Source organism: Pseudomonas sp. P5_B3 (genome assembly GCF_056400405.1).
The window spans coordinates 78,537-102,290 of the sequence record NZ_JBFULI010000027.1 but is presented as its reverse complement, the minus strand read 5'-3'; the positions used below and the strand labels follow the sequence as shown (position 1 = coordinate 102,290).

Genomic DNA, 23,754 nt, shown 5'->3' with positions numbered 1-23,754 from the left:
TCATCGATAAGGATTACCGAGAATTATGAATGCTCCATCGCCGGTATTAATACCCACGGCTAACCACAGCGAGCGGATGTCTACACGCATTGCCTTCCTCATCGCGGGCCTGCTCATGTCCGCTTGGGCGCCTCTGGTTCCATTGGTTAAAGCACGCGCCGGCCTGGACGATGGTGGCCTGGGGTTGCTGCTGCTTGGCCTTGGCGGTGGATCTATTGTGGCCATGCCCTTCGCTGGGTATCTCACTGCGCACTATGGATGCCGACCGGTCGTAATCTGGGCGACGATTGTCTTGTGTGCCGTTCTTGCGCTGTTGAGCACCGTGGCCTGGCTGCCTGGCTTGGTCATCGCTGTCACTATTTTCGGTGCCAGTATGGGCATGCTTGATTGCGCCATGAACATACAGTCCGTCATCGTCGAGAAAAACAGCGGGCAGGCACTTCAGTCCGGCTTCCATGGCCTTTACAGCGTCGGAGGCATATTGGGCGCCGGGGCGATGACCGCTCTGCTGACCCTGGGCCTGCATCCGTTGATTGCGGCGCTCTGCATCRTTGCCACCGTTTTGGGAGCGCTTTACAAGGCAGCGCCTGCTTTTCTGACTTATGGCACTGAACGGGGTGGACCAATGTTCGCGGTGCCCAGGGGTATCGTGCTGCTTTTAGGGACGCTCTGTTTCATCGTCTTCCTCACTGAAGGTGCAATGCTTGACTGGAGCGCAGTCTTCCTTGTCTCGAGCCGAGGGTTAGAGCCGAGCATCGCCGGCTTGGGCTACGCATCCTTCGCCGCTGCGATGACGGTGGGCCGCCTGACGGGGGACGCCATCGTCAGCAAACTGGGCGGCGTGCGCGTCGTTGCGCTTGGCGGGCTTTGCGCAGCCGCGGGCATGATTGTGTCGCTCGGAATCGATGGCTGGCCCGCGTCCTTGGTCGGCTACGCCTTGGTCGGGGCTGGCTGCTCGAACATTGTCCCGGTGATCTTTACCGCTGTAGGCCGGCAGCAACGTATGCCACAGGCGGTAGCCATCCCCGCTGTCATCTCGATGGGCTACGCGGGCATTCTGATCGGTCCCGTGTTTATTGGGGCGGTCGCCCATCTGAGCACCTTGTCGTTCGCACTGGGCTGTCTGATTGTTCTCCTCGTTTTTGTCAGTGCAACAGCACGATTTCTTCGTAATTAACCCAATCGTTTCCGGCGCGATTTCAGCATTGGCCATGGCGAATCGAACGCTTCGTCCAGAAAACCAGGAGGCATCTCGATGGATGTATCACTGAATTCTCAAAGTGGCCTGCCATGTTCAACTTTGACAGTGGGGTTGGCGGTAATGGAGCCCGATCTTTGCTATCCGTACCACAAGCATCCTCCGGCAGAGTTTAATGTCGTTTTATCGGAAGGTTACTGGTACCGAAAAGATGTCGGCTGCATGACACTCAGCTACCTTGTTAAACCAGACACGGAGCCGTCGGCAAGCGAAGCCATCATCAATCACCCCTCAAGTACGCATTGATGTTGCTACCCCTGCCCTCGTAGCGCCGCAATATCTCTCTTGGGGGGTACGCCAAACAATCGACTGTATTCGCGGCTGAACTGGGACGGGCTTTCATATMCGACCTTGAAAGCGGCGCTGGATACGTCCTGGTGTTCATTGAGCATCAACCGTCTTGCTTCATTCAGTCGCAGCCATTTTTGATACTGCAAGGGGCTCATTGCAGTGAGTCGGCGGAAGTGGTGGTGAAAGGTCGGAGCGCTCATCTGCACCCGGGCCGCAAGTTCGTCGACGCGAAGCGCCAAGGTGTAATTCAACTTCAGCCAATCGATGGCTTTCGCGATCCGATAACCTTGCCCATCGACAGACGTTATTTGTCGCAGCCGGCTCGCCTGATCACTCTGCAAGAGACGGTAGTGAATCTCGCGTTGGATCAAGGGTGCAAGGACAGGGATGGACTCCGGCTCATCGAGCAGTGCCAATAAGCGCTCGAACGAGGCCAGCATAGCTGGTGTCACGGAACCAATTCCTACCCCCTTCGCAACTGATCGATCACGGGTTGGCGGCAGGTCACTTTGCGCTATCAGCTCAGCCAGCATGCGTAGATCGAGTTTCAACGTCAGCCCCAAGCATGGTTGTTCCGGGCTTGCCGTCAGCACTTCTGAATTGGCAGGCAAGTCCAATGAGGTGATCAGAAACCGCGATGTGTCATAGGGATAGCCCTCGCCACCTACCCAGAGCTGTTTCTCACCTCGGGCTACGAGGATGATGCTTGGCTCAACCATGCAGACGATGGGCGGTGCTGGATGCTCGCGCCTGAAGAAGACGAGACCTGTAATGGCCGTTCCGAAATCACCTGGTTTCGATATCTGCGCGCCGATGATCTGCGCAAGCCTTTCTTGTGGCGATGTCTGTTGAGGAGCTGTGTCGGGGTTGTTCGTCATATTCGTCTTATACCTCTTCACAGAACTCTAACTCGCCAGCTCCCGAGCGTCCTGAAAAAAAACAGAGACTCATAGCATCAGGCAAGTAATCCAGCTAAATGCACTACAGAGAGCCTTGGCAGACCGGGAAAATGTCCATTCGACAAATCCTTTGAGGTCTCTCCCATGCTTGTACAAGCCTATGGCGCTCACGCGGGCGACAAACCCCTTGAGCCGATGCAGATCAATCGCCGCACGCCTGCAGCCCATGATGTTCAGATCGATATCGCCTTCTGTGGCATCTGCCATTCGGATTTGCACCAAGTGCGCGCCGAGTGGGCAGGCACGCAATTTTCGTGTGTACCGGGTCACGAAATTGTCGGTTGCGTATCGGCGGTGGGCGCACATGTAGCGGATTTCAAAGTGGGCGATCTGGTCGGTGTCGGCTGCGTCGTCGACAGCTGCAAGCACTGTGACGACTGTGACACAGGTCTGGAAAACTACTGCGATGAGATGGTCGGTACCTACAACTTCCCGACACCGGATGCACCTGGCTGGACGCTGGGCGGCTACTCGCAAAACATCGTGGTGCATGAGCGCTACGTGTTACGCATCCGCCATCCCGAGGCGCAACTGGCTGCCGTCGCCCCGCTGCTGTGCGCGGGCATCACTACTTACTCTCCTCTGCGTCACTGGAACGCCGGCCCAGGCAAGAAAATAGGCGTGGTCGGCATCGGCGGTCTGGGTCACATGGGCATCAAGTTGGCCCACGCGATGGGTGCCCACGTTGTGGCGTTCACCACCTCTGAATCCAAGTGCGAGGCGGCAAAGGAGTTAGGCGCCGATGAGGTGGTCGTATCGCGCAACCCTGAAGAAATGGCGGCACATACCAAGAGTTTCGACCTCATTCTCAACACCGTCGCAGCCCCACACGATCTTGATGCTTTTTTGGTTCTGCTCAAGCGTGATGGTGCGCTGACGCTAGTCGGCGCACCGGCCTCGCCGCATCCGTCACCCAACGTGTTCAACCTGATCATGAAGCGCCGAACGATTGCCGGCTCGATGATCGGAGGCATCCCGGAAACACAGGAGATGCTGGATTTCTGTGCCGAGCACAGCATCGTCGCCGACATCGAACTGGTTCGAGCAGACCAGATAAATGAATCCTACGAGCGAATGCTCAAGGGTGACGTCAAGTATCGCTTCGTGATCGACAACGCCTCGTTGGCTGACTAAACGCCTGAGTCAAAAACTCCAGTGAACAACCATTCAATCGAAAGGAATATGCAGTGAAAGGAATTTTGCTAGCCCTAGGGCTGCTTGTTATCTCTTTTTCTTCAATGGGAGCCAACATGTCGAACGGCGCAGACAACTTCTACTCCAGCGATAAAGTGATCGTAGAAAAGGTTAACTTCAAGAACCAATATGGCATGAAGGTGACAGGTAACCTGTTCACCCTCAAAGGACTCGAACCGCAATCAAAGAGTGCAGCGATAATCGTCGGTCACCCTATGGGTGCAGTAAAGGAGCAGAGTGCGAATCTTTACGCCACTAAAATGGCCGAGCAGGGATTTGTCACGCTATCACTGGACTTGTCGTTCTGGGGCGAAAGCGAAGGTACGCCTCGCCAAGCGGTTTCGCCCGATATTTACGCCGAGGACTTTAGTGCAGCCGTGGACTATCTCGGCACTCGCCCGATCGTCGATCGAGAGCGTATCGGTGTCATCGGTATCTGCGGCAGTGGCAGCTTCGCCATCAGCGCCGCCAAGATCGATCCACGTCTGAAAGCCATCGCCACGGTCAGCATGTATGACATGGGGGCGGCCAACCGTAACGGCCTCAAGCACTCAGTAACGTTGGAACAACGCCAGCAAATCATTCGCAATGCGGCGCAGCAGCGTAACGCGGAATTCTGGGGCGGCGAAGTTCGCTATACCAGCGGCTCACCACTAAAGCTGACCGGCAACGCTGTGGGTGATGAGTTCTATGATTTCTACCGCACTGCGCGCGGCGAGGTCACCCCCGCTGGCGCATCGCCGCAAACCACTACCATGCCAACGCTGACCAGCAATGTGAAGTTCATGAACTTCTACCCGTTCAACGACATCGAGACCATCTCCCCGCGCCCACTGCTTTTCATTACGGGCGCCACGGCGCACTCAAGGGAGTTCAGCGAGGACGCCTACAAACGGGCGGCCGAACCCAAAGAGTTGCTGATCGTTCCAGATGCCGGGCATGTGGATCTTTACGATCGGGTCAATTTGATTCCCTTCGCCAAGTTGACCACGTTCTTCAACAGTCATCTGAAGTAATCGGATCGGCGACCCACACGGGAACCGCTCCTCTCTCGTGGCTTCGCTTCGGGAGCCGCGACGCTTCACGCAATACAGGATTTATTCAATGACCCATCTTCCCACCTCCAGTGAAGCTCAACATTCATGGAGCGCTGTCCTGGCCATGTCACTTGCCGCCTTCGCACTGGTGGCATCGGAGTTCATGCCCGTCAGCCTGCTGACACCCATTGCCGCCGATCTGCATATCACCGAAGGACAAGCCGGTCAGGGCATTTCCGTTTCGGGGCTGCTTGCCTTATTCACCAGCCTTCTTATCCCTTTGGTGGCGGCGCGGGTTGACCGTAAACCGCTACTTCTTTCTCTGACGCTGTTGATGATCCTTTCCGGAACCGTGGTCGCGTTCGCACCGAACTACGGGGTATTCATGATCGGGCGCGCGCTGATCGGTGTTGCAATTGGTGGCTTCTGGTCACTGTCGGCGGCAACCGCCATGCGCCTTGTGCCTGATGACCAGATCACGCGTGCCATGGCAATCGTCAACGGCGGCAACGCTTTGGCGACTGTGATTGCAGCACCATTGGGCAGTTTTCTCGGCGCCTTGATTGGCTGGCGCGGTGCATTTTTGTGCATCATCCCAGTCGCGACAGTCGCTTGTGTATGGCTATCTGTAAGCCTTCCACCGATGAAATCGCAAAGCGGTTCAGGCACTGGAAACGTCTTCAGGTTAATGAAAAGCGTACCGGTCGCGTTAGGCATGGTGGCGGTCAGTGTGTTTTTCATGGGCCAGTTCATGCTGTTTACCTATTTGCGCCCATTCCTTGAAACGGTCACGCACGTCAGTGTCTCCATGCTGTCTTTTATGTTGCTCGTACTGGGCCTGGCGGGACTTGCCGGAACCTTCCTGATTGAAGCGTTCTTGAAAAATGGCCTGCATCGAACCCTCATCGTCATCCCGATCTTTATGGCGATGATTGCACTGGCGCTTGTTTCATTCGGTAGCTCGGCGACCACCACGACCGTCTTGCTTGGCGCATGGGGACTGGTTGCGACTGCAGCGCCCGTGGGATGGTGGACATGGCTGGCGAGAACGTTGCCAGACTCAGCTGAAGCTGGAGGTGGTTTAATGGTGGCGATCATCCAACTCGCTATTGCGTCTGGCGCAACTGTTGGCGGGCTGGTCTTCGACTCGAGCGGCTATCAAGTGACCTTCGAATTGAGCGCCACCTTGCTGGGCGTGGCGGCCGTTCTTGCCTTCCTGGCTGGACGTGCAGCATCGCGGGAGCCTGTTGCATCGGTAAGCATTGCTTGAAATAACTGTGCCCACTTGCCTTAGGCTAGACAAGCTTCGTTAAAAATGAACACTGGTAGCGACGTCCCTACCCCAAACACATTTGCAGTGGCACGCGAACTCTATTTATTCAGTTACCCAATTTAGCTCATGACTTAGGCCCGCCACGGTGGAAGAGCCCCTTCGAAAAGTGAAAAGGCTCGATGCAGGAAACTGTTGAAGCGAACGGCATCACGCCGCAGCCCTGCCTGTTGACCACCAATCAGGCACAGATGGGCCACCTGAGCAATCACTTCTGCTTCGCCTGGCATATGGACCAAGCGGCGGCACGTCCGTATCGCGAAGTCCAGTCGTCTTGTGTCAACACGCTGCTGAAACTCGCCTACCAACGGATCGTGCAGCGACCAGGCTCGGATGGAAACTTCCCGCCCAGGTTGTTTCTCAGCGGCAATACTCAAGTAGCGTTTCAAGGTTTCGCCCGCGCTACGCCCCTGCGCCGCATAAGCGAGCATGCGCTCCGTGTAGTCTTCTTCCCAAGCGGCCAGCAAGGTACGGACAAAGTCTTCGCGATTGCGGAAATGGTGATAAAACGATCCGCGGGTCACATTCAATCGGCGCGATAGACTCTCGGCCGAAACGCCAATATGCCCTATTTGGTCGAGGGCCTCAAAACCAGCCGCGATCCAATGGTGACGAGTTAGTTTTCTCACCCGTAATTTCACTCCATATTTAGCGCCATACAGACTGTGTATGGTGCGCAACCGATTGATACGCTGCGAACACCAGCAAAGATGGCCGTTGCGTTTTGCACGCCTGCACTTTTCATGGAGCTCGCCTTGAAGAAAATCGTTCTGGTTGCTTTCGACCAATTCACTGATATCGACCTATTCCTGATGTGGGACATTCTAGGCCGCAACACTGAGGACTGGCACGTCCGAATATTGGGTTCTAGCTCTATCGTGCGATCGGCGCACGGCCTGCCTGTTTCAGTGCACGGTCCGCTTTCCGAGGCCAATAGTGCCGACGCGGTATTGTTCGTCAGCGGCAAGGAAGGGATATCCGCTGCACTTGCCGCCCCAGATTTCCTGCCGTCGTTTGAACTTGACTCCAGACGCCAGCGAATCGGCTCCATATGCGCCGGAGCTTTCATTCTCGAACGGCTTGGGCTGCTCAGCGGCCAAGCAACTACACACCCGGATGCACGATCGAGCTTGCAAGCTCTGGGACTTGAGCCCGTGGATCAGCCTCTTGTATGCCAGGGGAACGTTGCAACCGCTGGCGGATGCCTTGCGGCGCTCTATCTGGTGGGATGGTTGGTTGAATCCTGGTTCGATGTCGACAAGCGCCGTGCGACGTTGCTTCCTGTTCTGCCTGCTGGGCAGCAAGAGCTCTATGATGCCTTGATCGGGCTCAGTATCCGACAAGGAGAAATTTGCGCCACAGGGCGACAAGGAGTGTTATACGACAAACCATCGCAACAAGAAACGCGACATGGCATGTCGTCTAATTGGTAGTTAGAACTCAGGAGAGATCCCCGATGCCCCGAGAATTTGAGCTCATTACGTCCGTGCCAGTCCCCTCGAGGTCCGGCATCTCCCACTTTTACAAGTCGATGAACCTTGCGGACGCTTTTACGATTCGGCTCCCTGCGGGCACATGTAGCAATCCAGATTTGCTGGCTCGATTCATCTTTTCCCACCAGCCATCCTGGATCGGATGGCTCATGAAAGTCCGAGACACTATTGTTGCCTGTTTCGGTCTCAAGACAGCCAAACACTTGGCAACACTTGCTAATCGGGTTGGAATCTTCAAGATCTACAGCACGAACCAGACTGAAATCGTGTTGGGAGAGGACGACAAGCACCTCGACTTCCGGATATCGATCCTATGTTCTGGAGAGGCAGAGCCAGAAGGCAGTCACCAACTCGTTGTTTCAACCGTGGTCCAATGCCACAACCGTCTAGGCCGGGCCTACATCTTCGTCATTGCCCCATTTCACCGCTTGGTTGTCAAGGCCAGCCTCCTCCGTGCAGCGCGCGTCGGTTGGCCTCTGGCTACCTGCCCCTAAGGCTGAGAGCGCTGTGTGCCCCCTGAGGTCTAACCCTTCCATCGAAAGGCTGTTCTGGCAAGCCTGGCCAAGTCTCTCATGTCAAACGTTAGGCCTCGATGGGCACGGCCCCGTCTTCCAAGTAGCGTTGCAGAATGACCCGATGCGCAGATGTCATTACTCAAAATTGGGGGATTCTTTTCGAGCCTCGGAGCTTCGATCAACTGGACGATTTGCCATGGAGATCGCGGGAAGCTCCTTCGAGGGTTTTCCATAAGTTGCGCATCGTAGGGTTCTCATTGGTGATGGAGCAGTATGAGCGTATCTCCAGTCGCGTGCTCCATTCATCACCACCCGCTTTTACCAACTGTCCTCGTTGAAGCTCGTCTATGACAGCGCTTTGTGGCAACCATGCCACCCCATAACCCTCGACTGCCATTCGCATCAGTAGCATCGTCATATCCGCCTCGTAGCACCGCTCCAACATGCATGCAGTCGGGCCATTCTTTATGACGATGTCGGCAACACGACCTAGAAAAGTCGTAGCTGTATAAGCGAGGTGAGGAACTGTTTTGCTGGAGGTGCCCGGTAAGGGATACAGCGGAATCCCATCGCTGTCAGGTGCGCACACAGGAATAAACGCGTCATGACCCAAGGTCAAACTCCCGAACTTTTCCGAATCGAGAAGTATGGGTGCCAGGGGATGGTGGTAGACGATCATCAGATCACAACTCCCCTCCTCCAGAGATATGACCGCGTCGTGGATGTTGGCGGCAACGACCCGCGCATTGAATTGCTCATTGTGCTGCTGAAATTGCTTCAGCCATTTCGGCAGGAATGTCATCGACAGACTGTGGCCGGCAGTGACCTGGATGGATCGCCCTGGCATCCGCTCTACCTCGCGAAGGCTTGAGCGCAGCCTCATTAATCCCGCCAATGCCTCACGGCTTTCTTCACAAAATGTGCGGCCAGCAGAGGTCAGTTGGACAGGATAGGTGCCACGATCCACCAACTCCGCACCTACCCATTCTTCAAGAGACTTTATACGCCTCGACAAAGCCGACTGGGTCACACAGCGAACCTCCGCAGCCCGAGAAAAATTCTTCCACTCCGCGACCGCCAGAAGATCATCCAGCCATTTGATTTGCATACCGACACCTCATGTCCCGAATGAGCAGTTTACTGCGCCCCAGCGAGGAAGAAGCAGCAGTTTCGAAAACTATTCTAAAAGCGCATGAGGCTATCGGGATTACTCATCACGCCCTTCCAGGCCCGACCCTAGAATCGAAAACGTTGGTGCGAGGCCACAGAGCTTCGACCGAATGACACTTGTCTCCTGCCAAGTAAAAAAAAAGCAAAAAAACCACTTGAGGAAAGCTCCGTGAAGAAAAATAAACTTCCGCGTCGGATCGCAATTGGCATCGCCTTGGGCGTGCTTGTCGGATGGGCGTGCCACCATTTCGCAGGGAGCGAACAAAGCGCCAAAGAGATCGCGTCTTACTTCTCGATGGTCACCGACATATTTTTACGCATGATCAAGATGATCATCGCGCCCCTGGTATTCGCGACGCTGGTCGGTGGCATTGCCAGCATGGGAAATTCCCGCTCCGTTGGACGCATTGGCCTGCGAGCCATGGCCTGGTTCGTCACCGCATCGGTAATCTCGCTGGCAATCGGCATGGGACTGGTCAACCTGTTCCAGCCCGGTGCGGGACTGAACATGGAGGTCGTCCAGCATGCGGCAAGCCCCGTGGTGAACACCGGGGATTTCAGCCTCAAGGTTTTCATCAGTCACGTGTTTCCCCGCAGCATTGCTGAAGCAATGGCCAACAACGAAATCCTGCAAATCGTGGTGTTCTCGTTGTTCTTCGGATTTGCCCTCGCAGGTGTGAAGCGAGCGGGTTACACAACGATTGTCGATGGCATCGAAGAGCTGGCCAAGGTGATGTTCAAGGTCACGGACTTCGTCATGGCTTTCGCACCAATTGGAGTTTTCGCAGCCATCGCATCGGCGATCACTACTCAAGGTCTTGGCTTGATAGTCGATTACGGAAAGCTGATTGCCGAGTTCTACCTGGGCATTGTGATTCTGTGGTGCGTGTTGTTCGCTGCCGGCTACCTGTTCCTCGGCCGCTCGGTGTTTACCTTGGGCAAGCTCATCCGCGAACCTGTTCTGTTGGCATTCTCGACTGCCAGTAGCGAGTCCGCCTATCCGAAAACCATGGAGGCACTGGAGAAATTTGGTGCGCCGAAGCGCGTATCCAGCTTCGTTCTACCGTTGGGGTACTCATTCAACCTTGATGGCTCGATGATGTATCAAGCGTTCGCCATCATGTTCATTGCTCAGGCCTACAACGTCGACCTGAGCTTCACACAGCAACTGCTCATCTTGCTGACGCTGATGATCACCAGCAAGGGAATGGCGGGTGTAGCCCGAGCATCGGTGGTTGTGGTGGCGGCTACGTTACCCATGTTCAATCTTCCCGAAGCCGGTATTTTGCTGATCCTTGGCATTGACCAATTCCTTGATATGGCCAGGACTGCCACCAACGTGGTTGGCAATAGCATCGCGACGGCTGTGGTTGCCAAATCAGAACCACATGAAGAAGCAGAAGACGCGCCCGGCACTGAGTCTCCGCTCCCAATTCATACTGTAGCCACCGCCTGAGAACCTAAACATGAAAGGTAAATCGAAGCCGTCCAGCGGGTCATCGTTTGCTCGCAAACTAGGTATCGTCGGCGGACTTGGCTCACTGGCCGGCGGCGATCTTTTCTACAAGTTGGTGAAGTCCAGAGCTGTTCTGGAAGATCAAGGTCGCTATCACTTCCTCTTTGAGCAACACCCCTTCAAAGACGTTCTGATGCCTCTGGATCGGGGCGCCAGCATGACCTCTAGAAAGTTCTATGTTTTCCAGGTTTGTCAGACCTTCGAGGCCAGCGAAGTCAATACAGTTTTACTGCCTTGCTTTGCCAGTCACACCTTTCGTGAGGAAATCCAGGAGGAAATTGGCATACCCGTTCTGGATATGATGACGGCGTTACGCAAGCACGTGGATCATGTCGCTGAACCTGGTACAACACTGGGCATAATCGCGTCCGACTATGTCAGGCACTCCGGGTTGTTTGAGCGCTATTTCGGCAATGACTTCAAGCTCGTTTATCCAAACAATAACGAGCAGTCTGGGTTGATGGACGCGATGTATGGCGTTAATGGCATCAAAGATGGGAACCTTGACGGTGTACCGCTGGAGTCTGTCTATAAGGCCTGCCTTTCGCTTCAGGATCAGGGCGCCACAATCATCCTGCCGGGCATGACTGAGCTCTCGTTGGTCTGCGGTGATCTTCAACGGCGTGGCTTGACTGTCCTGGATATCAACGAGATTTATGCCACTTTCGCCACCTTGGAGAAAGGCCAGTCGACCCGCCCGCCGTTCAAGCTTGGGATAGTGGGTGGAGTTGGGCCGGCAGCAACGGTCGACTTCATGGGTAAGGTTGTGGCGCACACACCGGCAGGTCGCGATCAAGAGCACATCAAAATGGTGGTGGAACAAAACCCCCAGATCCCTGATCGCACAGCCAACTTGCTGAATGACGAAACTGATCCGACGATGGCGATGTACGCAACGTGCAAGCGACTGGAAAGTGCCGGCGCCAATGCCATAGCGATTCCGTGCAATACGGCTCATGCATTTGTTGAGCGCATCCAGGCGCACCTGCGTGTACCTATTGTGAACATGCTGACAGAGACTGTAGAGGCAATCGTGCAGCGGTATGGCGCTGGCAAAATCGTTGGGCTGCTTGCGACATCCGGCACAATAAAAAGTCAGGTTTATCACGAAGCAGCGCGGCGAGCAGGGTTGCAAATAATCGCCCCTGGTGTGGATTACCAAGCGTTGGTCATGGAGTCGATTTATGGAAACCACGGAATCAAAGCAGGTTACACAGACGGCATCTGTAAAGACCAGCTCTTGATCGCAGCAGAGCACTTGTGTGAACTGGGTGCAGATGTGCTCATCCTGGGGTGCACGGAGCTACCACTGGTGCTAGAACATAGTGAATCCTACATGATCAAAAATCATGAGGTTGCACTGGTCGATCCAACAACCATTTTGGCATTGAAATGCATTGAGTTAGCCCAAGAAAATACAGCAAAGCCAAGTCAGCCAGATGGCTTATCGACTGAGAAAAACCCGCTCTAGAGTCAAATTCCGCTTTAGCAAAAAGGCCCTTATCGGGCCTTTTTTGTACTCAAACCAATGTCACTTGGTCAGCCACGACTCGACGGTGTCGGAACCATATGTCGCTTTCCACTCTTTCAAGGTTCGGTGATTCCCGTCTATTGTCTCACCGACAACATCTCTCGCAACTCCTTCAATGCCTGGCCAAATGATCAAGATCTGCCACAAAGCGTCCATCTATGTGTTCCCCAGCGGCTCACTGACTGGCGACAACGGCAATGACGCAATTATTTCAGCGTGGCAAACCTCGAGTATTTCATCAGCCAGAGAAGAATCATCTGGGCAGGCGCGCGACAACATGACCGCACCGATTGCATGCGCCAGCATGTCGATCATTTTTGCCCGTACCCCATCCTGCGGCGCGTCTTGCCTCGCGTTGTACTTTTCTTCGAGCGCTGCCAGCGTGCTTTCTACCCCGCTGGCAAAGGTGGCTTTCAACTCATCTGATTGACGCGCAGCGTCTCCACAAAGGGCCGCCATGGTGCAACCGCTGCCCCTGCCGTCTCGGTGATCCCTCGACACATACAAATCGATGAACTCAGCAACTTCGAGACCTTCGGAACTGGTCAGCGAATGCGAAAGACTGTTCGCTGCCGCTTCAGCCATCAAATCGGCCTTGGAGCCGAAATGCTTGTAGAAACCTCCTTGCGTAAATCCGGCAGCTGCCATGAGTTCCGCCACCCCCACGCCATCGTAGCCACGCTCGCGAAACAGCTCTGAAGCCGTCTCAACGATGTGAGCTCTATTGGCGAGTGATTGCGCCTTGGTGATCTTCATTTCCTGCGCCTCTGCATCTCAAAGCAATGCCTTCATCATACTCTGATGTCGATCATAATCAAAAGCATTGACAGTTTTGAGTTCGATCGACATCATAAATGCGCCAACACGAATATTCCCTGGCACGGCGCATGTCGCCTTCATTAATCAACGAGTATGGAAACGATATGAATGATAAGACGTTATTTGAGCCGTACACGCTCGGCTCGCTGACACTTTCCAACAGAATCGTGATGGCTCCGCTGACGCGTAACCGTGCGGGAGAAGGCTTCGTCCCGAGCGAGTTCGCTGCAACCTATTACAGCCAGAGAGCCTCTACAGGCCTGTTGATCTCCGAAGCCTCGCAGATCTCGCAGCAGGGACAGGGCTACCAGGATACGCCCGGTATCTACACGCAGGCGCAGATTGATGGCTGGCGCAAGGTCACCGATGCCGTCCACGCAAAAGGCGGACGAATTTTCCTGCAACTGTGGCATGTCGGACGCGTATCGCACGTTGACCTGCAGGAGAACGGCGCCGCTCCGGTAGCACCCTCCGCTCTCCGTCCCGCAACCAAGGTCTTCGTCAATAATAGCTTCGTGGACGTTTCAGAGCCGCGAGCGCTTGATATCAGCGAGCTTCCCGGGATCGTTAATGATTTTCGCCAAGCGGCGGCAAATGCCATCGCTGCGGGATTCGATGGCGTAGAGATCCACGGCGCAAACGGCTATTTGCTGGATCAGTTCGTCAAGGACGGTGCCAATATCCGCACCGATGCCTACGGTGGCTCGATTGAAAATCGCGCTCGCCTACTGCTGGAAGTGACGGCGGCGGTAGTAGCCGAGGTCGGTGCAGAGCGCACAGGCATCCGTATATCGCCAGTTTCGCCAGCCAATGGTGTCTCCAGCAGCGAACCGCAGGCCCAGTTTGACTACATTGTCGACCAACTCGATGCCTTGGGCATTGTGTACCTCCATGTGGTCGAAGGCGCGACTGGCGGGCCACGCGATATTGCGCCCTTCGACTTTGGTTCTTTGCGCCAACGCTTCAAAAACACTTACATCGCGAACAATGGCTACGACGTGAATTTGGCCACCTCTCAACTCAACGATGACAAGGCTGACTTGTTCGCCTTTGGACGTCCCTTCATAGGTAACCCTGACTTGGTGGAGCGCCTTAAAACCGCTGCCTCTTTGTCGGCGTTCGATCCTGCGACCCTGTATGGCGGCGGTGCAGAAGGCTACATCGACTACCCAACCCTTGCTGAATCCAGTACCCGGCACGGCTAAAAATCAGGTCAGCGCACGTCCTCCGGACACCACGCATGACTCGCCTATCGATATCCGAAACTGAGGATCAATTCATGAGCATCCCTACCACCGTTCTCATTACCGGCGCCTCCACTGGCATCGGCGCTACCTATGCCGAGCGCTTTGCACAGCGCGGGCACGACCTCGTACTGGTTGCCCGCGACAAAGGGCGGCTGGATGCTCTTGCAGCCCGGCTGCTAGAGAAACACAACATCACCATTGATGTTCTCCAGGCTGACCTGACCCAAATCAGCGATTTGACCACGGTCGAGGCCCGCCTGCGCGACGACGCCAGTATTGGCATCCTGGTGAACAATGCAGGCGCCGCACAATCCGGCAGCTTTATCGAACAATCCACCGACAGCGTTGCTCAGTTGGTTACGCTCAACACTACGGCACTGGTACGGCTTGCCAGCGCCATCGCCCCACGCCTGGCACAAGCCGGAAACGGCGCGATTATCAACATAGGCTCGGTTGTTGGCCTGGCACCTGAGTTCGGCATGACGGTCTACGGCGCGACCAAGGCGTTTGTACTGTTTCTTTCTCAAGGTATGAGCCTGGAGCTGTCGCCCAAAGGCGTCTATGTGCAAGCCGTTCTGCCGGCAGCCACTCGCACCGAAATCTGGGAGCGAGCGGGCATCGACATCAATACCCTCAGTGACGTCATGGAAGTGGGTGATCTGGTCGATGCCGCGCTGGTCGGTTTCGATCGTCGCGAGCCAGTGACCATCCCACCCTTGCAGGACGCCGCCCGTTGGGATGCCTTGCAGGCCGCACGCCAGGGCTTGCTGTCGCAGATCAGGCAATCCGATGTCGCCGAGCGTTATCAAGCCAAGGCGTAATCATCGTGCAGCAGGCGCTGGTGCGCAGCACTCGATTTAAAAGCGCCTGCAACACAGTCTCACTTGCAGCTTTTCGACCCGCATCACGGGGCAAACATGAATATTCAAGACACAAAACTTCATCCCGGATCGCGCACGCAGTTCGTAAATGCAGCGAACAAATGGATCAAGGTCGAAGGAACAGCGTTCGCTTACCGTGACATAGGCCCCAAGGGTGAGTTGCCGCTCGTTCTGCTTAACCATTGGGGCGCAGTGCTGGACAACTTCGACCCACGGATCATGGACGGGCTCGCAAGCACCAGGCGCATCATCGCCACTGACTATCGGGGAATCGGCGCATCAGGTGGCACGGCCCCTGCGMCGGTCAGTGAAATGGCAAGCGATGCCATCGCTTTGATTCGTGCGCTGAGTTTCGACAAGGTCGACCTGCTGGGTTTTTCACTTGGTGGGTTCGTGGCCCAGGAAATTGCTCTGAGCGCCCCTGACCTGGTGCGCAGACTGATTCTGACCGGTACCGGGCCTGCTGGCGGCACCGGCATCGACAAGGTCTGGTCAGTGAGCTGGCCGTTAATGCTTAAAGGTTTGCTGACGTTGCGCGATCCGAAGACCTACCTCTTCTTCACCTCGACGGTCAATGGCCGGCGAGCCGCCAAGGATTTTCTGAATCGCCTGAAGGAGCGCAGGAAAGATCGAGACAAAAATCCAACGCCAACCGCTTTTTTGCGGCAGTTAAAAGCCATTCAGGCATGGGGCAGACAACCCCCACAAAATCTCAGTCGCATACTGATACCGACACTGATCGCCAACGGTGACAACGACATCATGGTGCCCACGATCAACTCCACCGACTTGGCAAACCGGATCCCGAATTCACAACTGATCATTTACGAAGACGCAGGGCATGGCGGAATTTTCCAACATCATGCCGACTTCGTGGCCAACGCAACGGTATTCCTGGATGCCTGAGCGTATTCGACCATTCCCATTTGAATCCATGAGAGTTGAATCAACATGAAGGCATTTCTAATCGACCGTTACGGCAAGAATAATGGCCGTGTAGCCGAGGTGCCCGCACCTGAGGTGGGTGCACATGACGTCCTGGTTCAAGTGCATGCCACAAGCGTCAACGTGCTTGATTCAAAGATCAGTACAGGCGAATTCAAACTGATCTTGCCGTACTCATTCCCGTTGATATTGGGCAATGACCTGGCTGGGGTCGTGGTCAGCGTTGGATCCGGTGTGCGGCGCTTCAAGCCAGGTGACGAAGTCTACGCACGCCCTCCTCAGGAGCGCATAGGCACGTTCGCCGAGCTGATTGCGGTACAGGAAAATGCACTCGCGTTGAAACCTAAAAACATCAGCATGGAAGAGGCCGCATCCCTCCCGCTGGTGGCTCTGACGGCTTGGCAAGTGCTGGTTGAAACCGCCAAGCTGAAAAAAGGCCAGAAGGTCTTTATCCACGCCGGCTCGGGTGGCGTCGGTACAATCGCCATCCAACTCGCCAAGCATCTGGGCGCCTTCGTTGCGACAACCACCAGCACAAACAATGTTGAATGGGTTAAAGCGCTGGGAGCGGACGTTGTCATCGATTACAGGACGCAAAACTTCGAAAGCGTTTTGCAGGACTATGACGTCGTATTGAACAGCTTGGGCGTGGATGAGCTAGAAAAGTCGCTCACCATTCTGAAGCCTGGTGGCCAGCTCATCTCCATCTCGGGGCCGCCGACGCCGCAATTCGCTGAAGAGCAAAAACTGTCCTGGGGATTGGGTTTGGTGATGCGTTTGTTGAGCACCGGCATCCGCAGAAAAGCTCGCAGGCGGAACGTCAGCTATGCGTTCGTTTTTATGCGTGCGAGTGGTGCTCAACTGGGTGAAATCACTGCTCTGATCGAGTCCGGCATTATCAAACCGGTGGTCGACCGATCCTTCCCTTTCGAATCAACAGCCGAGGCTTTGAGCTATGTCGAACAAGGAAGATCGAAAGGCAAAGTTGTCATTAAGCTTGCGGGAAGTTCGCTATCGCCAGGAGTATTACCAACGGCGCAAACTGGCTGAAAACTGAGCAAGAAAAAGGGCCCTTCTCTGACCCTTTTGTACTCAAGCTGAACTCTCTTGGTCAGCCAAGACTCAGCGGTCGCGGTGCCGTGCTCAGCTTCCATTACTCCCGCATTTGTATTGCCACTGTATTTCTGGAGACCGTGACGAACCGATTGGGTCGATTGCTGCCCGGTACACGGTAGTTGATGATCGTCCGCCAGACACATTTTACGGCAAAAACCTATCTCTATGCCGAGTCGGCATACGGCTGCAGGTTAGTGAGATTTGAACCAGCTGGGGTGTAGCACTGGAAAATGCTCCTTTAACCAATCCACAAACGCATCCACCTGAGGTGCAAGATGCGTTCTACTTGGGTACAGCACGGAAACCAGGCGAGGCTTGGGACGAAATGCCCTGAGCACTTCAACCAGTTCTCCGCTTTCGAGGAAAGTCTCAACGGTAATTCCCGGCGCTTGAATAATGCCGAAGCCTGCAACACCGCATTGAACGTAGGCATTCGACTCATTCACGGTGATACCACCATGAGGAGTATGTGGACGATCTTCACCATCTACCGAGAAATGCCAAGGCAGCGGTCTGTGATTCTGACCAGAAAGAAAGCTGACACATCGATGGTCTGTTAGATCGTTTAGGGTTCTGGGTACCCCGCAGGCTTGGAGATAACCTGGAGACGCACAGGTCACCATGGTGGCGGTACCAATTTCTCTAGCTACCATGCTTGAGTCCGGGAGGTCACCGATTCGCAATGCACAGTCGATGCCCTCGGCTACGAGATCTACCGCACGGTCGGTCACGCCCAGCGAAAGCTCGATTTCGGGAAATGCCTCCGTAAATTCTCTCAGGTTTTCCATGAAGCTGTGCTGGGAAAATGCAGTGGGGATGTCAATGCGAAGCCGTCCCCGCAACGTCGACCCACTACGGTCGAACATGGAAGTGGCTTCTGCGATTGTTGCCAAAATCTCTTTGACACGCTCATAAAACCGCTCGCCCTCAGCAGTCAGTTTCACTTTACGAGTAGTGCGTTGGAACAGGCGGACACCCAGCGAAGCTTCCAGATCCTGAATGGTGCGTGTGACGTGCGGGCGTCCTGCCTGCATTGCCTCCGCGACTTTGGTGAAGCTTCCCAACTCAGCCAGCTTGGCGAATACCTGCATCGACTGTAGAAGCTCCATAAGTCTCTTTCTCGGGAAACATGATAACTGGATGATTGTTGCTGATCAGGATAACAATCCTGTTGGTTTCTGCACATTTATCTAGTGCCGCGAAATCTCAACAATGTCCTCAGCGTAAGGGAGGAGCTTTCCTCCCCTGCACATTCAAAATTGCTGGAGACTGAAAATGAAAGCGTGGCTTCTGAAAGATTTCGGATTGGACAATCTTGTGCAGGGGGAAGCTGAGACACCCGTGCCCAAAGCTGGAGAACTGCTGGTAAAAGTGGGGGCTGTATCGCTCAACTTCCGAGATAAGGCTATCGTTGACGGCATCTATGAGCCTCATATGGTGCCCAAGCCGCTAATCCCTGTAAGCGACGCGGCAGGTACTGTCGTAGCAGTCGGTGATGGCGTCAGCCGCTTCTCTATCGGAGATCGAGTTAACTCACACCTTTACTCACGTTGGTTGGATGGCATGCCAGGGCCTGATGAGCCCAACTACTGCTTCGGCTCGCCATTGCCGGGCGGTCTGGCGGAGTACATGATTATCCATGAAGACAGCGCGGTACGTGCGCCCGACAACATGTCGGATGAGGAAGCTGCGACCCTTCCAATTGCTGCTCTGACCGCATGGTATGCGCTCGTTGATTTCGGCCAGATCGAGGCAGGCCAAACCGTTTTGGTTCAGGGTTCAGGGGGTGTTTCTGTTTTCGCAGCACAAATTGCAACGGCACTTGGCGCCAAAGTTATCGTCACTTCCAGTCGAGATGACAATCTGCAAGCAGTGAAAAAACTGGGTGCTGTTGCGGGTGTAAATTATCGCACTAGCCCTGAGTGGGCAGAGGAAGTACTAAAGCTCACTGACGGCAAGGGGGTCGATCTCCTGCTGGATGTGGCAGGCGGGGATGGCATCAATCAATCGGTTGCAGCGACAAAGGCAGGAGGACGTATCGCACAGATCGGCTTCCTGACCGGCCAAACCTCTGCACTGAACCTGATGCCTTTGATCTTCCGGCAAACAACGATTCGTGGCATCGCCGTTGCTCCTCGCTCCTCATTTGATCGCATGAACGAATTCTTGAATGAGCACAAGATTCGCCCGGTAATCGACCACGTGTATCCATTTGATCAAGCACGCCAAGCGTATGAGCACTTGGCCAGAGGCGCCTTTGGTAAAGTAGTAATCAAAATTTCGTAAGATCAAGAAAGGACTGGGTYATCCGGCGGTTGAATACCGACTTCACTAACTAAAGTCGATGGCTGTGATCGAAGGGTTCCAGCGCAGAAGCCCTAGATAGTCGAGCACAAAGCCGCCGGACGGCTCAAGTAATTAAGGCGCTACATGCGTTTGGAAAATCTTGCTAACCACAGTCCACTTGCCTTCGACTTTCAGCAGATGAAAGAAGTCGGTGAAGGAGATGCCTGACATATCGTTGGCGTCGATGCGAGCACTAGCGGCAGTACCGACGATCTCTATGCGGGTAATAGCGGTCTTTGCGTCAGGAGATGGACGGAAACCCTTGTCGATCCCATCGAACAGGATTGGTATCGCGCCGCCGGCTAGCTTGCCATCGGCGCCGACGCTGTACATCGTCGCATGTTCGTTGAAAGCGGGCTTCATGATACTGCTCTTGGCCTGCTTGCAACCCTCAATATACTTGTTAAGCACCTCAGTGATAGCTTGGTATTCTTCTACGTAGGTAGGTTTGCTCACTGCTTTACTACTGTCTTGTTGGTCACTCGGTAGGCTATCTGCTTGAGCAATCGCGCCCAAGCTCGAAATCAGGGCGACAAAAAACAAACTCTTGATAGAAGTAATTTTCATTTATTCACTCTTAATTTAATAAGGATTGCGATTATTGATTTATGCTCAACTCTGCAAAAAGCACAGCAGGTGTTCCGAAAACTTTGGTGCTACTGTAGCTTCGCAATGAAATTAACGATGTGTTTTCAATAAAGAATTCCGCAGTTTCACCGAGGCCTGCGGACTCTTTGTTTTTGAAACTACTTGTTCAGGCTGGTCTTAAGTTCTTGAGATGCCTGCTCGATCGCGGTGCGGGGCGTCGGCAGATGGCTGAATGCGTTCGACAGCCCAAAATCGTGAATCATGCCGTTGTAGCGTACCGACTTCACAGGTACACCCGCAGCGTCGAGCTTGCGGCCGTAAGCTTCAGCTTCATCGCGCAGGACATCGAATTCGGCAGTCTGGATCAGCGTCGGCGGCAAGCCCTTCAACTGCTCGGTTGTCGCCTGCAGCGGCGAAGCGTAAATCTGCTTGCGTGCTTCGGCGTCGAGTGTGTAATTGTCCCAGAACCACGCCATCATGTCCTTCGTCAGGAAATAGCCGTTGGCAAACTCCTTGTACGACGGCGTGTCAAAGTTGGAGTCTGTCACTGGGCACAGCAACACTTGCGAGCGCAGTGCAGGTTCACCCTTCTCGTTCGCCATCAGGGCAACTACGGCGGCAATGTTCCCGCCTGCGCTGTTGCCGGCTACGGCGAGGCGAGTGCCGTCTACCTTAATATCTTCGCCATGTTCGGCGACCCATTTTGTCGCGGCATAGGCTTGCTCGGTGGCGACGCCATATGCCGCCTCTGGCGAGAGGCTATAGTTGACGAAGACCGCCACCGCACCCGAGCCTACCACCAGGTCACGCACCAGTCGTTCGTGGGTCGGGAAGTCGCCCAGCACCCAGCCACCGCCGTGGAAATACATGAACGCGGGCAGGGTCTTCTGTTGAGTACCGACCGGACGCACGATAGTCAACTTCAGATCGCTGCCGTTGACGCGTATTGTCATCTCGCTGACATCAGCTGCCGGCAACGCCACTTGGGGGGCCGCCTGGGCACCCGCCAGCGCGGCACGGGCATCGACCGGCGTCATGGAATCGAGAGTCTTGCCACCTTCAAGCGATTGCAAGAGTTTCGCCGTGTTGTGCTCAACTCCCGGGTATGTGGTGGCGGAGGCAGTACCGGGCGCAAGAGTAACGACCGTAAGAGCGAGAGCAGATGTAAGGGTTTTCATGACGTTTCCATTATTATGTCTGAGTGCTGGGAAGCCTCAACTACCGCAGACTCAAGGACGACAGAGGGTCAAGGCGCGACGTGGGTATGAAAGATCTTGCTGACGACCGTCCACTTGCCATCGACTTTCAACAGATGGAAAAAGTCGGTGAACGAAATGCCTGACATGTCGTTGGCGTCAATGCGCGCGCTAGCCGCCGTACCGACGACCTCGATGCGGACTATAGCTGCCGGTGCGTCAGGAGATGGGCGGAAACCCTTGTCGATCCCATCGAACAGGATTGGAATCGCGCCGCCGGTCAGCTTACCGTCGCCATCGACGCTAAACATCGTTGCTTGCTCACTGAAAGCTGGCTTCATGATGCTGCTTTTGGCGTGTTTGCAACCCTCAATGTACTTGTTCAGCACCTCGGTGATGGCTTGGTGTTCTTGTACGTAAGTCGGTTCGCTCATGTGTTTACCCTGCTTCATTGGATTGCTATTGATCACTGATTTGATTTACGCAGAAAAGCTTCAGGCTTTGGTATCAAGCCAGACAGATCCATAACGTGTGTAGGCCTCAGGAATCTCTATGACTTCCCTCAGATCATCTGCTGCGGTGCGCACCCAGAATGGATCGCGCAGCATTTGTCGCCCTACAAACACCAGATCAGCGCGGCCGTTTTGCAAGATTTCTTCGGCTTGACGCCCACTCTGAATCACACCCACAGCACCTGTAGCAATATGCAACTCCTTACGCAGTAATTCAGCGGCCGGTACCTGGTACCCCGGGTAGGTCTGCACCTTGACCATCTTGATTCCGCCGGAGCTGCAGTCGATCAGGTCAACACCCTGCTCTTTCATCCAGCGACCATATTCAAGGAACGACTCAGGCGTGTTTCCGCCTTCGGCGTAATCAGAGCTGGATATCCGTACGAACAGAGGACGATCTTCCCAGTGAGTTTTAACCTCTTCCAAAACTTCGCGCAGGAAGCGATAGCGACGCTTGGCATCACCTCCATATTCGTCGTCGCGCATGTTGGCTAGTGGCGAGAGAAACTCACTAAGCAAGTAGCCATGCGCGGCGTGGATCTCGAGCACATCGAATCCCGCTTCGCGGGCGCGCCGTGCGGCATCGCCATATAGCTTTACCAAACCCGGAATCTCATCAGCTGCGAGTTCGCGGGGAACAAGGCTGGTATCCGTGAAGGGAATCGCCGACGGAGCGATATGAATGAGATTAGGCAAATCGGCATTGCGCCCGGCATGGCCAATTTGAGCGCCAGCTTTTGCCCCAAAGCCGTGGAGCAGTTCAGTCAGCGCCTTCAGGCCGCCAATATGCTCATCGCTCCAGATACCCAAGTCACCGGCCCCTATACGACCATCAGCCTCGATAGCCAGCGTTTCTGGAAAAATCAGCCCCGCCTGACCTAAAGCTCGAGCACCATAATGAACTCGGTGCCAGTCAGTGACAAAGCCATCATCAGCGGCCATGTGCATGCACATAGGGGACATAACGACCCGGTTTTTCAGTTTCAGGCCTTTAATTTCATGGGGGGATAGCAACAAGCTCATCTGGCGGATTCCATAGTGGTTAATATGGAATCATGCTAACGTCCACAGCATCTTTACGTAAGTACGCACAATTTTGTGCTGTAGGCACATTTTTTATACCATGGAGATACCCAGTGAAGAAATGCGCTCCTCAGGGAGAAGTTGAAGCGTTTGCTTGCCCCGTCGCGTTTACCGTTGATGTGATCGGCGGGAAATGGAAATCGCTCATACTGTTCCACCTGATGTCCGGAACAAAGCGGTTCAACGAGTTGCGCCGGTTAATTCCGGATGTGACTCAGAGGATGCTCACCCTTCAGTTGAGAGAGCTGGAGACAGACAGAGTTATCCATCGCGAAATCTATCGCGAAGTGCCGCCCAAGGTGGAGTATTCGCTCACAGAATTAGGCAACACACTTGCGCCTTTGGTCAGTGCGATGCGGGAATGGGGAGCGGCGCATGAGAGTACGATCTTAGAGTTCAGGCGCTCTGCGGTCGATGACGATCAGTTTGAATCTCTGGCCTAGTTTTAGATTCTATTGCCTCAATGACTTTGTGTTTGATGGGCTGGCTCACATTAATGAGGCAGCAGTTGGACGATCTCATTCGCTTGCTGCGTCGGCAGCCGCGTCAGCAAATCTTTGAGATAGGCGAAGCCTTCAAAGGAACAAACTCAGTAACCTTTATGGGTCATCAGCGACTTCGCTACATCAATGATGTGCTGCCGCATGTCTTGAATAGGTTTCTTCATAGGGTGGATAGCCCACAGAAAACTAGACCGGTCGTCTATAGACGTTTTCCCGATCTAGCT

At 54.6% G+C, this 23,754-nt stretch carries 24 protein-coding genes and 3 pseudogenes; 15 read left to right on the top strand and 12 right to left on the bottom strand.

Annotated features, from left to right (window positions below):
• Positions 1 to 25 precede the first annotated feature (25 nt).
• On the top strand, positions 26 to 1,177 hold the full coding sequence (locus AC1DRN_RS17175) for an MFS transporter (protein WP_477786755.1): 1,152 nt from the start codon (positions 26 to 28) through the stop codon (positions 1,175 to 1,177).
• A gap of 78 nt (positions 1,178 to 1,255) precedes the next feature.
• Positions 1,256 to 1,504: a dimethylsulfonioproprionate lyase family protein gene (locus AC1DRN_RS17170; protein ID WP_223462293.1), complete on the top strand. Its 249-nt coding sequence runs from the start codon at positions 1,256 to 1,258 to the stop codon at positions 1,502 to 1,504.
• Positions 1,505 to 1,509: 5 nt separating this feature from the next.
• On the opposite strand, the gene AC1DRN_RS17165 is transcribed toward AC1DRN_RS17170, so the two are convergent.
• Positions 1,510 to 2,427, bottom strand: a complete 918-nt coding sequence (locus AC1DRN_RS17165; protein ID WP_477786754.1) for an AraC family transcriptional regulator — start codon at positions 2,425 to 2,427, stop codon at positions 1,510 to 1,512.
• Between the two features lie 165 nt (positions 2,428 to 2,592).
• Here AC1DRN_RS17165 and AC1DRN_RS17160 point away from each other — a divergent pair, with 165 nt between their 5' ends.
• The 3 genes from AC1DRN_RS17160 (at position 2,593) to AC1DRN_RS17150 (ending at position 6,009) form a co-directional block, all read left to right on the top strand.
• Complete coding sequence (locus AC1DRN_RS17160; RefSeq protein ID WP_457265836.1) at positions 2,593 to 3,642, top strand: NAD(P)-dependent alcohol dehydrogenase; 1,050 nt, start codon at positions 2,593 to 2,595, stop codon at positions 3,640 to 3,642.
• 53 nt (positions 3,643 to 3,695) lie between these two features.
• On the top strand, positions 3,696 to 4,718 hold the full coding sequence (locus AC1DRN_RS17155) for an alpha/beta hydrolase (protein WP_223462290.1): 1,023 nt from the start codon (positions 3,696 to 3,698) through the stop codon (positions 4,716 to 4,718).
• An 88-nt stretch (positions 4,719 to 4,806) separates the two neighbouring features.
• Positions 4,807 to 6,009 carry an MFS transporter gene (locus AC1DRN_RS17150; protein ID WP_457265835.1) on the top strand — a complete coding sequence of 401 codons (1,203 nt, stop codon included), beginning with the start codon at positions 4,807 to 4,809 and terminating at the stop codon, positions 6,007 to 6,009.
• 134 nt (positions 6,010 to 6,143) lie between these two features.
• Here AC1DRN_RS17150 and AC1DRN_RS17145 read toward each other — a convergent pair whose 3' ends face one another.
• The gene (locus AC1DRN_RS17145; protein ID WP_223462288.1) at positions 6,144 to 6,698 is read right to left on the bottom strand and encodes a TetR/AcrR family transcriptional regulator; all 555 of its coding nucleotides are present in this window, start codon (positions 6,696 to 6,698) and stop codon (positions 6,144 to 6,146) included.
• Between the two features lie 126 nt (positions 6,699 to 6,824).
• Here AC1DRN_RS17145 and AC1DRN_RS17140 point away from each other — a divergent pair, with 126 nt between their 5' ends.
• A complete protein-coding gene (locus tag AC1DRN_RS17140) occupies positions 6,825 to 7,502 on the top strand; it encodes a DJ-1/PfpI family protein (protein ID WP_223462287.1) in 678 nt (225 codons plus the stop codon).
• Between the two features lie 23 nt (positions 7,503 to 7,525).
• Positions 7,526 to 8,056 carry a DUF2867 domain-containing protein gene (locus AC1DRN_RS17135; protein WP_457265834.1) on the top strand — a complete coding sequence of 177 codons (531 nt, stop codon included), beginning with the start codon at positions 7,526 to 7,528 and terminating at the stop codon, positions 8,054 to 8,056.
• Between the two features lie 199 nt (positions 8,057 to 8,255).
• Here the strand turns inward: AC1DRN_RS17135 and AC1DRN_RS17130 are convergent, their stop codons facing one another.
• Positions 8,256 to 9,185 carry a LysR substrate-binding domain-containing protein gene (locus tag AC1DRN_RS17130; protein ID WP_457265833.1) on the bottom strand — a complete coding sequence of 310 codons (930 nt, stop codon included), beginning with the start codon at positions 9,183 to 9,185 and terminating at the stop codon, positions 8,256 to 8,258.
• A gap of 231 nt (positions 9,186 to 9,416) precedes the next feature.
• Here AC1DRN_RS17130 and AC1DRN_RS17125 point away from each other — a divergent pair, with 231 nt between their 5' ends.
• Both AC1DRN_RS17125 and cuyB read left to right on the top strand, forming a co-directional pair.
• The gene (locus tag AC1DRN_RS17125) at positions 9,417 to 10,703 is read left to right on the top strand and encodes a dicarboxylate/amino acid:cation symporter (protein WP_477786753.1); all 1,287 of its coding nucleotides are present in this window, start codon (positions 9,417 to 9,419) and stop codon (positions 10,701 to 10,703) included.
• Between the two features lie 10 nt (positions 10,704 to 10,713).
• Complete coding sequence (gene cuyB, locus AC1DRN_RS17120; protein WP_457265831.1) at positions 10,714 to 12,234, top strand: cysteate racemase; 1,521 nt, start codon at positions 10,714 to 10,716, stop codon at positions 12,232 to 12,234.
• A gap of 60 nt (positions 12,235 to 12,294) precedes the next feature.
• Here cuyB and AC1DRN_RS17115 read toward each other — a convergent pair.
• Positions 12,295 to 12,387 (bottom strand): annotated as a pseudogene (locus tag AC1DRN_RS17115) (transcriptional regulator); the annotation flags it as partial.
• Between the two features lie 63 nt (positions 12,388 to 12,450).
• On the bottom strand, positions 12,451 to 13,050 hold the full coding sequence (locus AC1DRN_RS17110) for a TetR/AcrR family transcriptional regulator (protein WP_223462283.1): 600 nt from the start codon (positions 13,048 to 13,050) through the stop codon (positions 12,451 to 12,453).
• Positions 13,051 to 13,217: 167 nt separating this feature from the next.
• On the opposite strand from AC1DRN_RS17110, the gene AC1DRN_RS17105 reads away from it, so the two are divergent.
• The 4 genes from AC1DRN_RS17105 (at position 13,218) to AC1DRN_RS17090 (ending at position 17,236) form a co-directional block, all read left to right on the top strand.
• The gene (locus AC1DRN_RS17105; RefSeq protein ID WP_223431524.1) at positions 13,218 to 14,318 is read left to right on the top strand and encodes an alkene reductase; all 1,101 of its coding nucleotides are present in this window, start codon (positions 13,218 to 13,220) and stop codon (positions 14,316 to 14,318) included.
• A 74-nt stretch (positions 14,319 to 14,392) separates the two neighbouring features.
• Complete coding sequence (locus AC1DRN_RS17100) at positions 14,393 to 15,181, top strand: SDR family NAD(P)-dependent oxidoreductase (RefSeq protein ID WP_457265830.1); 789 nt, start codon at positions 14,393 to 14,395, stop codon at positions 15,179 to 15,181.
• Between the two features lie 96 nt (positions 15,182 to 15,277).
• Positions 15,278 to 16,147 carry an alpha/beta fold hydrolase gene (locus tag AC1DRN_RS17095; RefSeq protein WP_477786752.1) on the top strand — a complete coding sequence of 290 codons (870 nt, stop codon included), beginning with the start codon at positions 15,278 to 15,280 and terminating at the stop codon, positions 16,145 to 16,147.
• 45 nt (positions 16,148 to 16,192) lie between these two features.
• Positions 16,193 to 17,236 (top strand): NADP-dependent oxidoreductase, encoded by a 1,044-nt coding sequence (locus AC1DRN_RS17090; protein ID WP_477786751.1) that lies wholly within the window; start codon positions 16,193 to 16,195, stop codon positions 17,234 to 17,236.
• 257 nt (positions 17,237 to 17,493) lie between these two features.
• Here AC1DRN_RS17090 and AC1DRN_RS17085 read toward each other — a convergent pair whose 3' ends face one another.
• Entirely contained in the window at positions 17,494 to 18,393 is a 900-nt protein-coding gene (locus tag AC1DRN_RS17085) for a LysR family transcriptional regulator (RefSeq protein ID WP_477786757.1), read from the bottom strand.
• A gap of 184 nt (positions 18,394 to 18,577) precedes the next feature.
• Between AC1DRN_RS17085 and AC1DRN_RS17080 the strand changes: the two genes are divergently transcribed.
• The gene (locus AC1DRN_RS17080) at positions 18,578 to 19,588 is read left to right on the top strand and encodes a zinc-dependent alcohol dehydrogenase family protein (RefSeq protein WP_283190687.1); all 1,011 of its coding nucleotides are present in this window, start codon (positions 18,578 to 18,580) and stop codon (positions 19,586 to 19,588) included.
• Positions 19,589 to 19,720: 132 nt separating this feature from the next.
• Here the strand turns inward: AC1DRN_RS17080 and AC1DRN_RS17075 are convergent, their stop codons facing one another.
• From AC1DRN_RS17075 to namA, 4 genes are all read right to left on the bottom strand, one after another.
• Positions 19,721 to 20,104, bottom strand: coding sequence for a nuclear transport factor 2 family protein (locus AC1DRN_RS17075; protein ID WP_457266368.1), 384 nt, complete (start codon positions 20,102 to 20,104; stop codon positions 19,721 to 19,723).
• Between the two features lie 290 nt (positions 20,105 to 20,394).
• Entirely contained in the window at positions 20,395 to 21,414 is a 1,020-nt protein-coding gene (locus tag AC1DRN_RS17070) for an alpha/beta hydrolase (RefSeq protein WP_457266362.1), read from the bottom strand.
• A gap of 68 nt (positions 21,415 to 21,482) precedes the next feature.
• A complete protein-coding gene (locus AC1DRN_RS17065) occupies positions 21,483 to 21,866 on the bottom strand; it encodes a nuclear transport factor 2 family protein (RefSeq protein ID WP_223462277.1) in 384 nt (127 codons plus the stop codon).
• A 60-nt stretch (positions 21,867 to 21,926) separates the two neighbouring features.
• Positions 21,927 to 22,967: an NADPH dehydrogenase NamA gene (namA, locus tag AC1DRN_RS17060; protein ID WP_457266363.1), complete on the bottom strand. Its 1,041-nt coding sequence runs from the start codon at positions 22,965 to 22,967 to the stop codon at positions 21,927 to 21,929.
• A gap of 113 nt (positions 22,968 to 23,080) precedes the next feature.
• Between namA and AC1DRN_RS17055 the strand changes: the two genes are divergently transcribed.
• Positions 23,081 to 23,470 carry a winged helix-turn-helix transcriptional regulator gene (locus AC1DRN_RS17055; protein ID WP_223462275.1) on the top strand — a complete coding sequence of 130 codons (390 nt, stop codon included), beginning with the start codon at positions 23,081 to 23,083 and terminating at the stop codon, positions 23,468 to 23,470.
• A 50-nt stretch (positions 23,471 to 23,520) separates the two neighbouring features.
• Here AC1DRN_RS17055 and AC1DRN_RS17050 read toward each other — a convergent pair.
• Both AC1DRN_RS17050 and AC1DRN_RS17045 read right to left on the bottom strand, forming a co-directional pair.
• Positions 23,521 to 23,598: pseudogene (locus AC1DRN_RS17050) on the bottom strand (transposase domain-containing protein); the annotation flags it as partial.
• Positions 23,599 to 23,619: 21 nt separating this feature from the next.
• Positions 23,620 to 23,694: pseudogene (locus tag AC1DRN_RS17045) on the bottom strand (TetR/AcrR family transcriptional regulator); the annotation flags it as partial.
• Positions 23,695 to 23,754 lie beyond the last annotated feature (60 nt).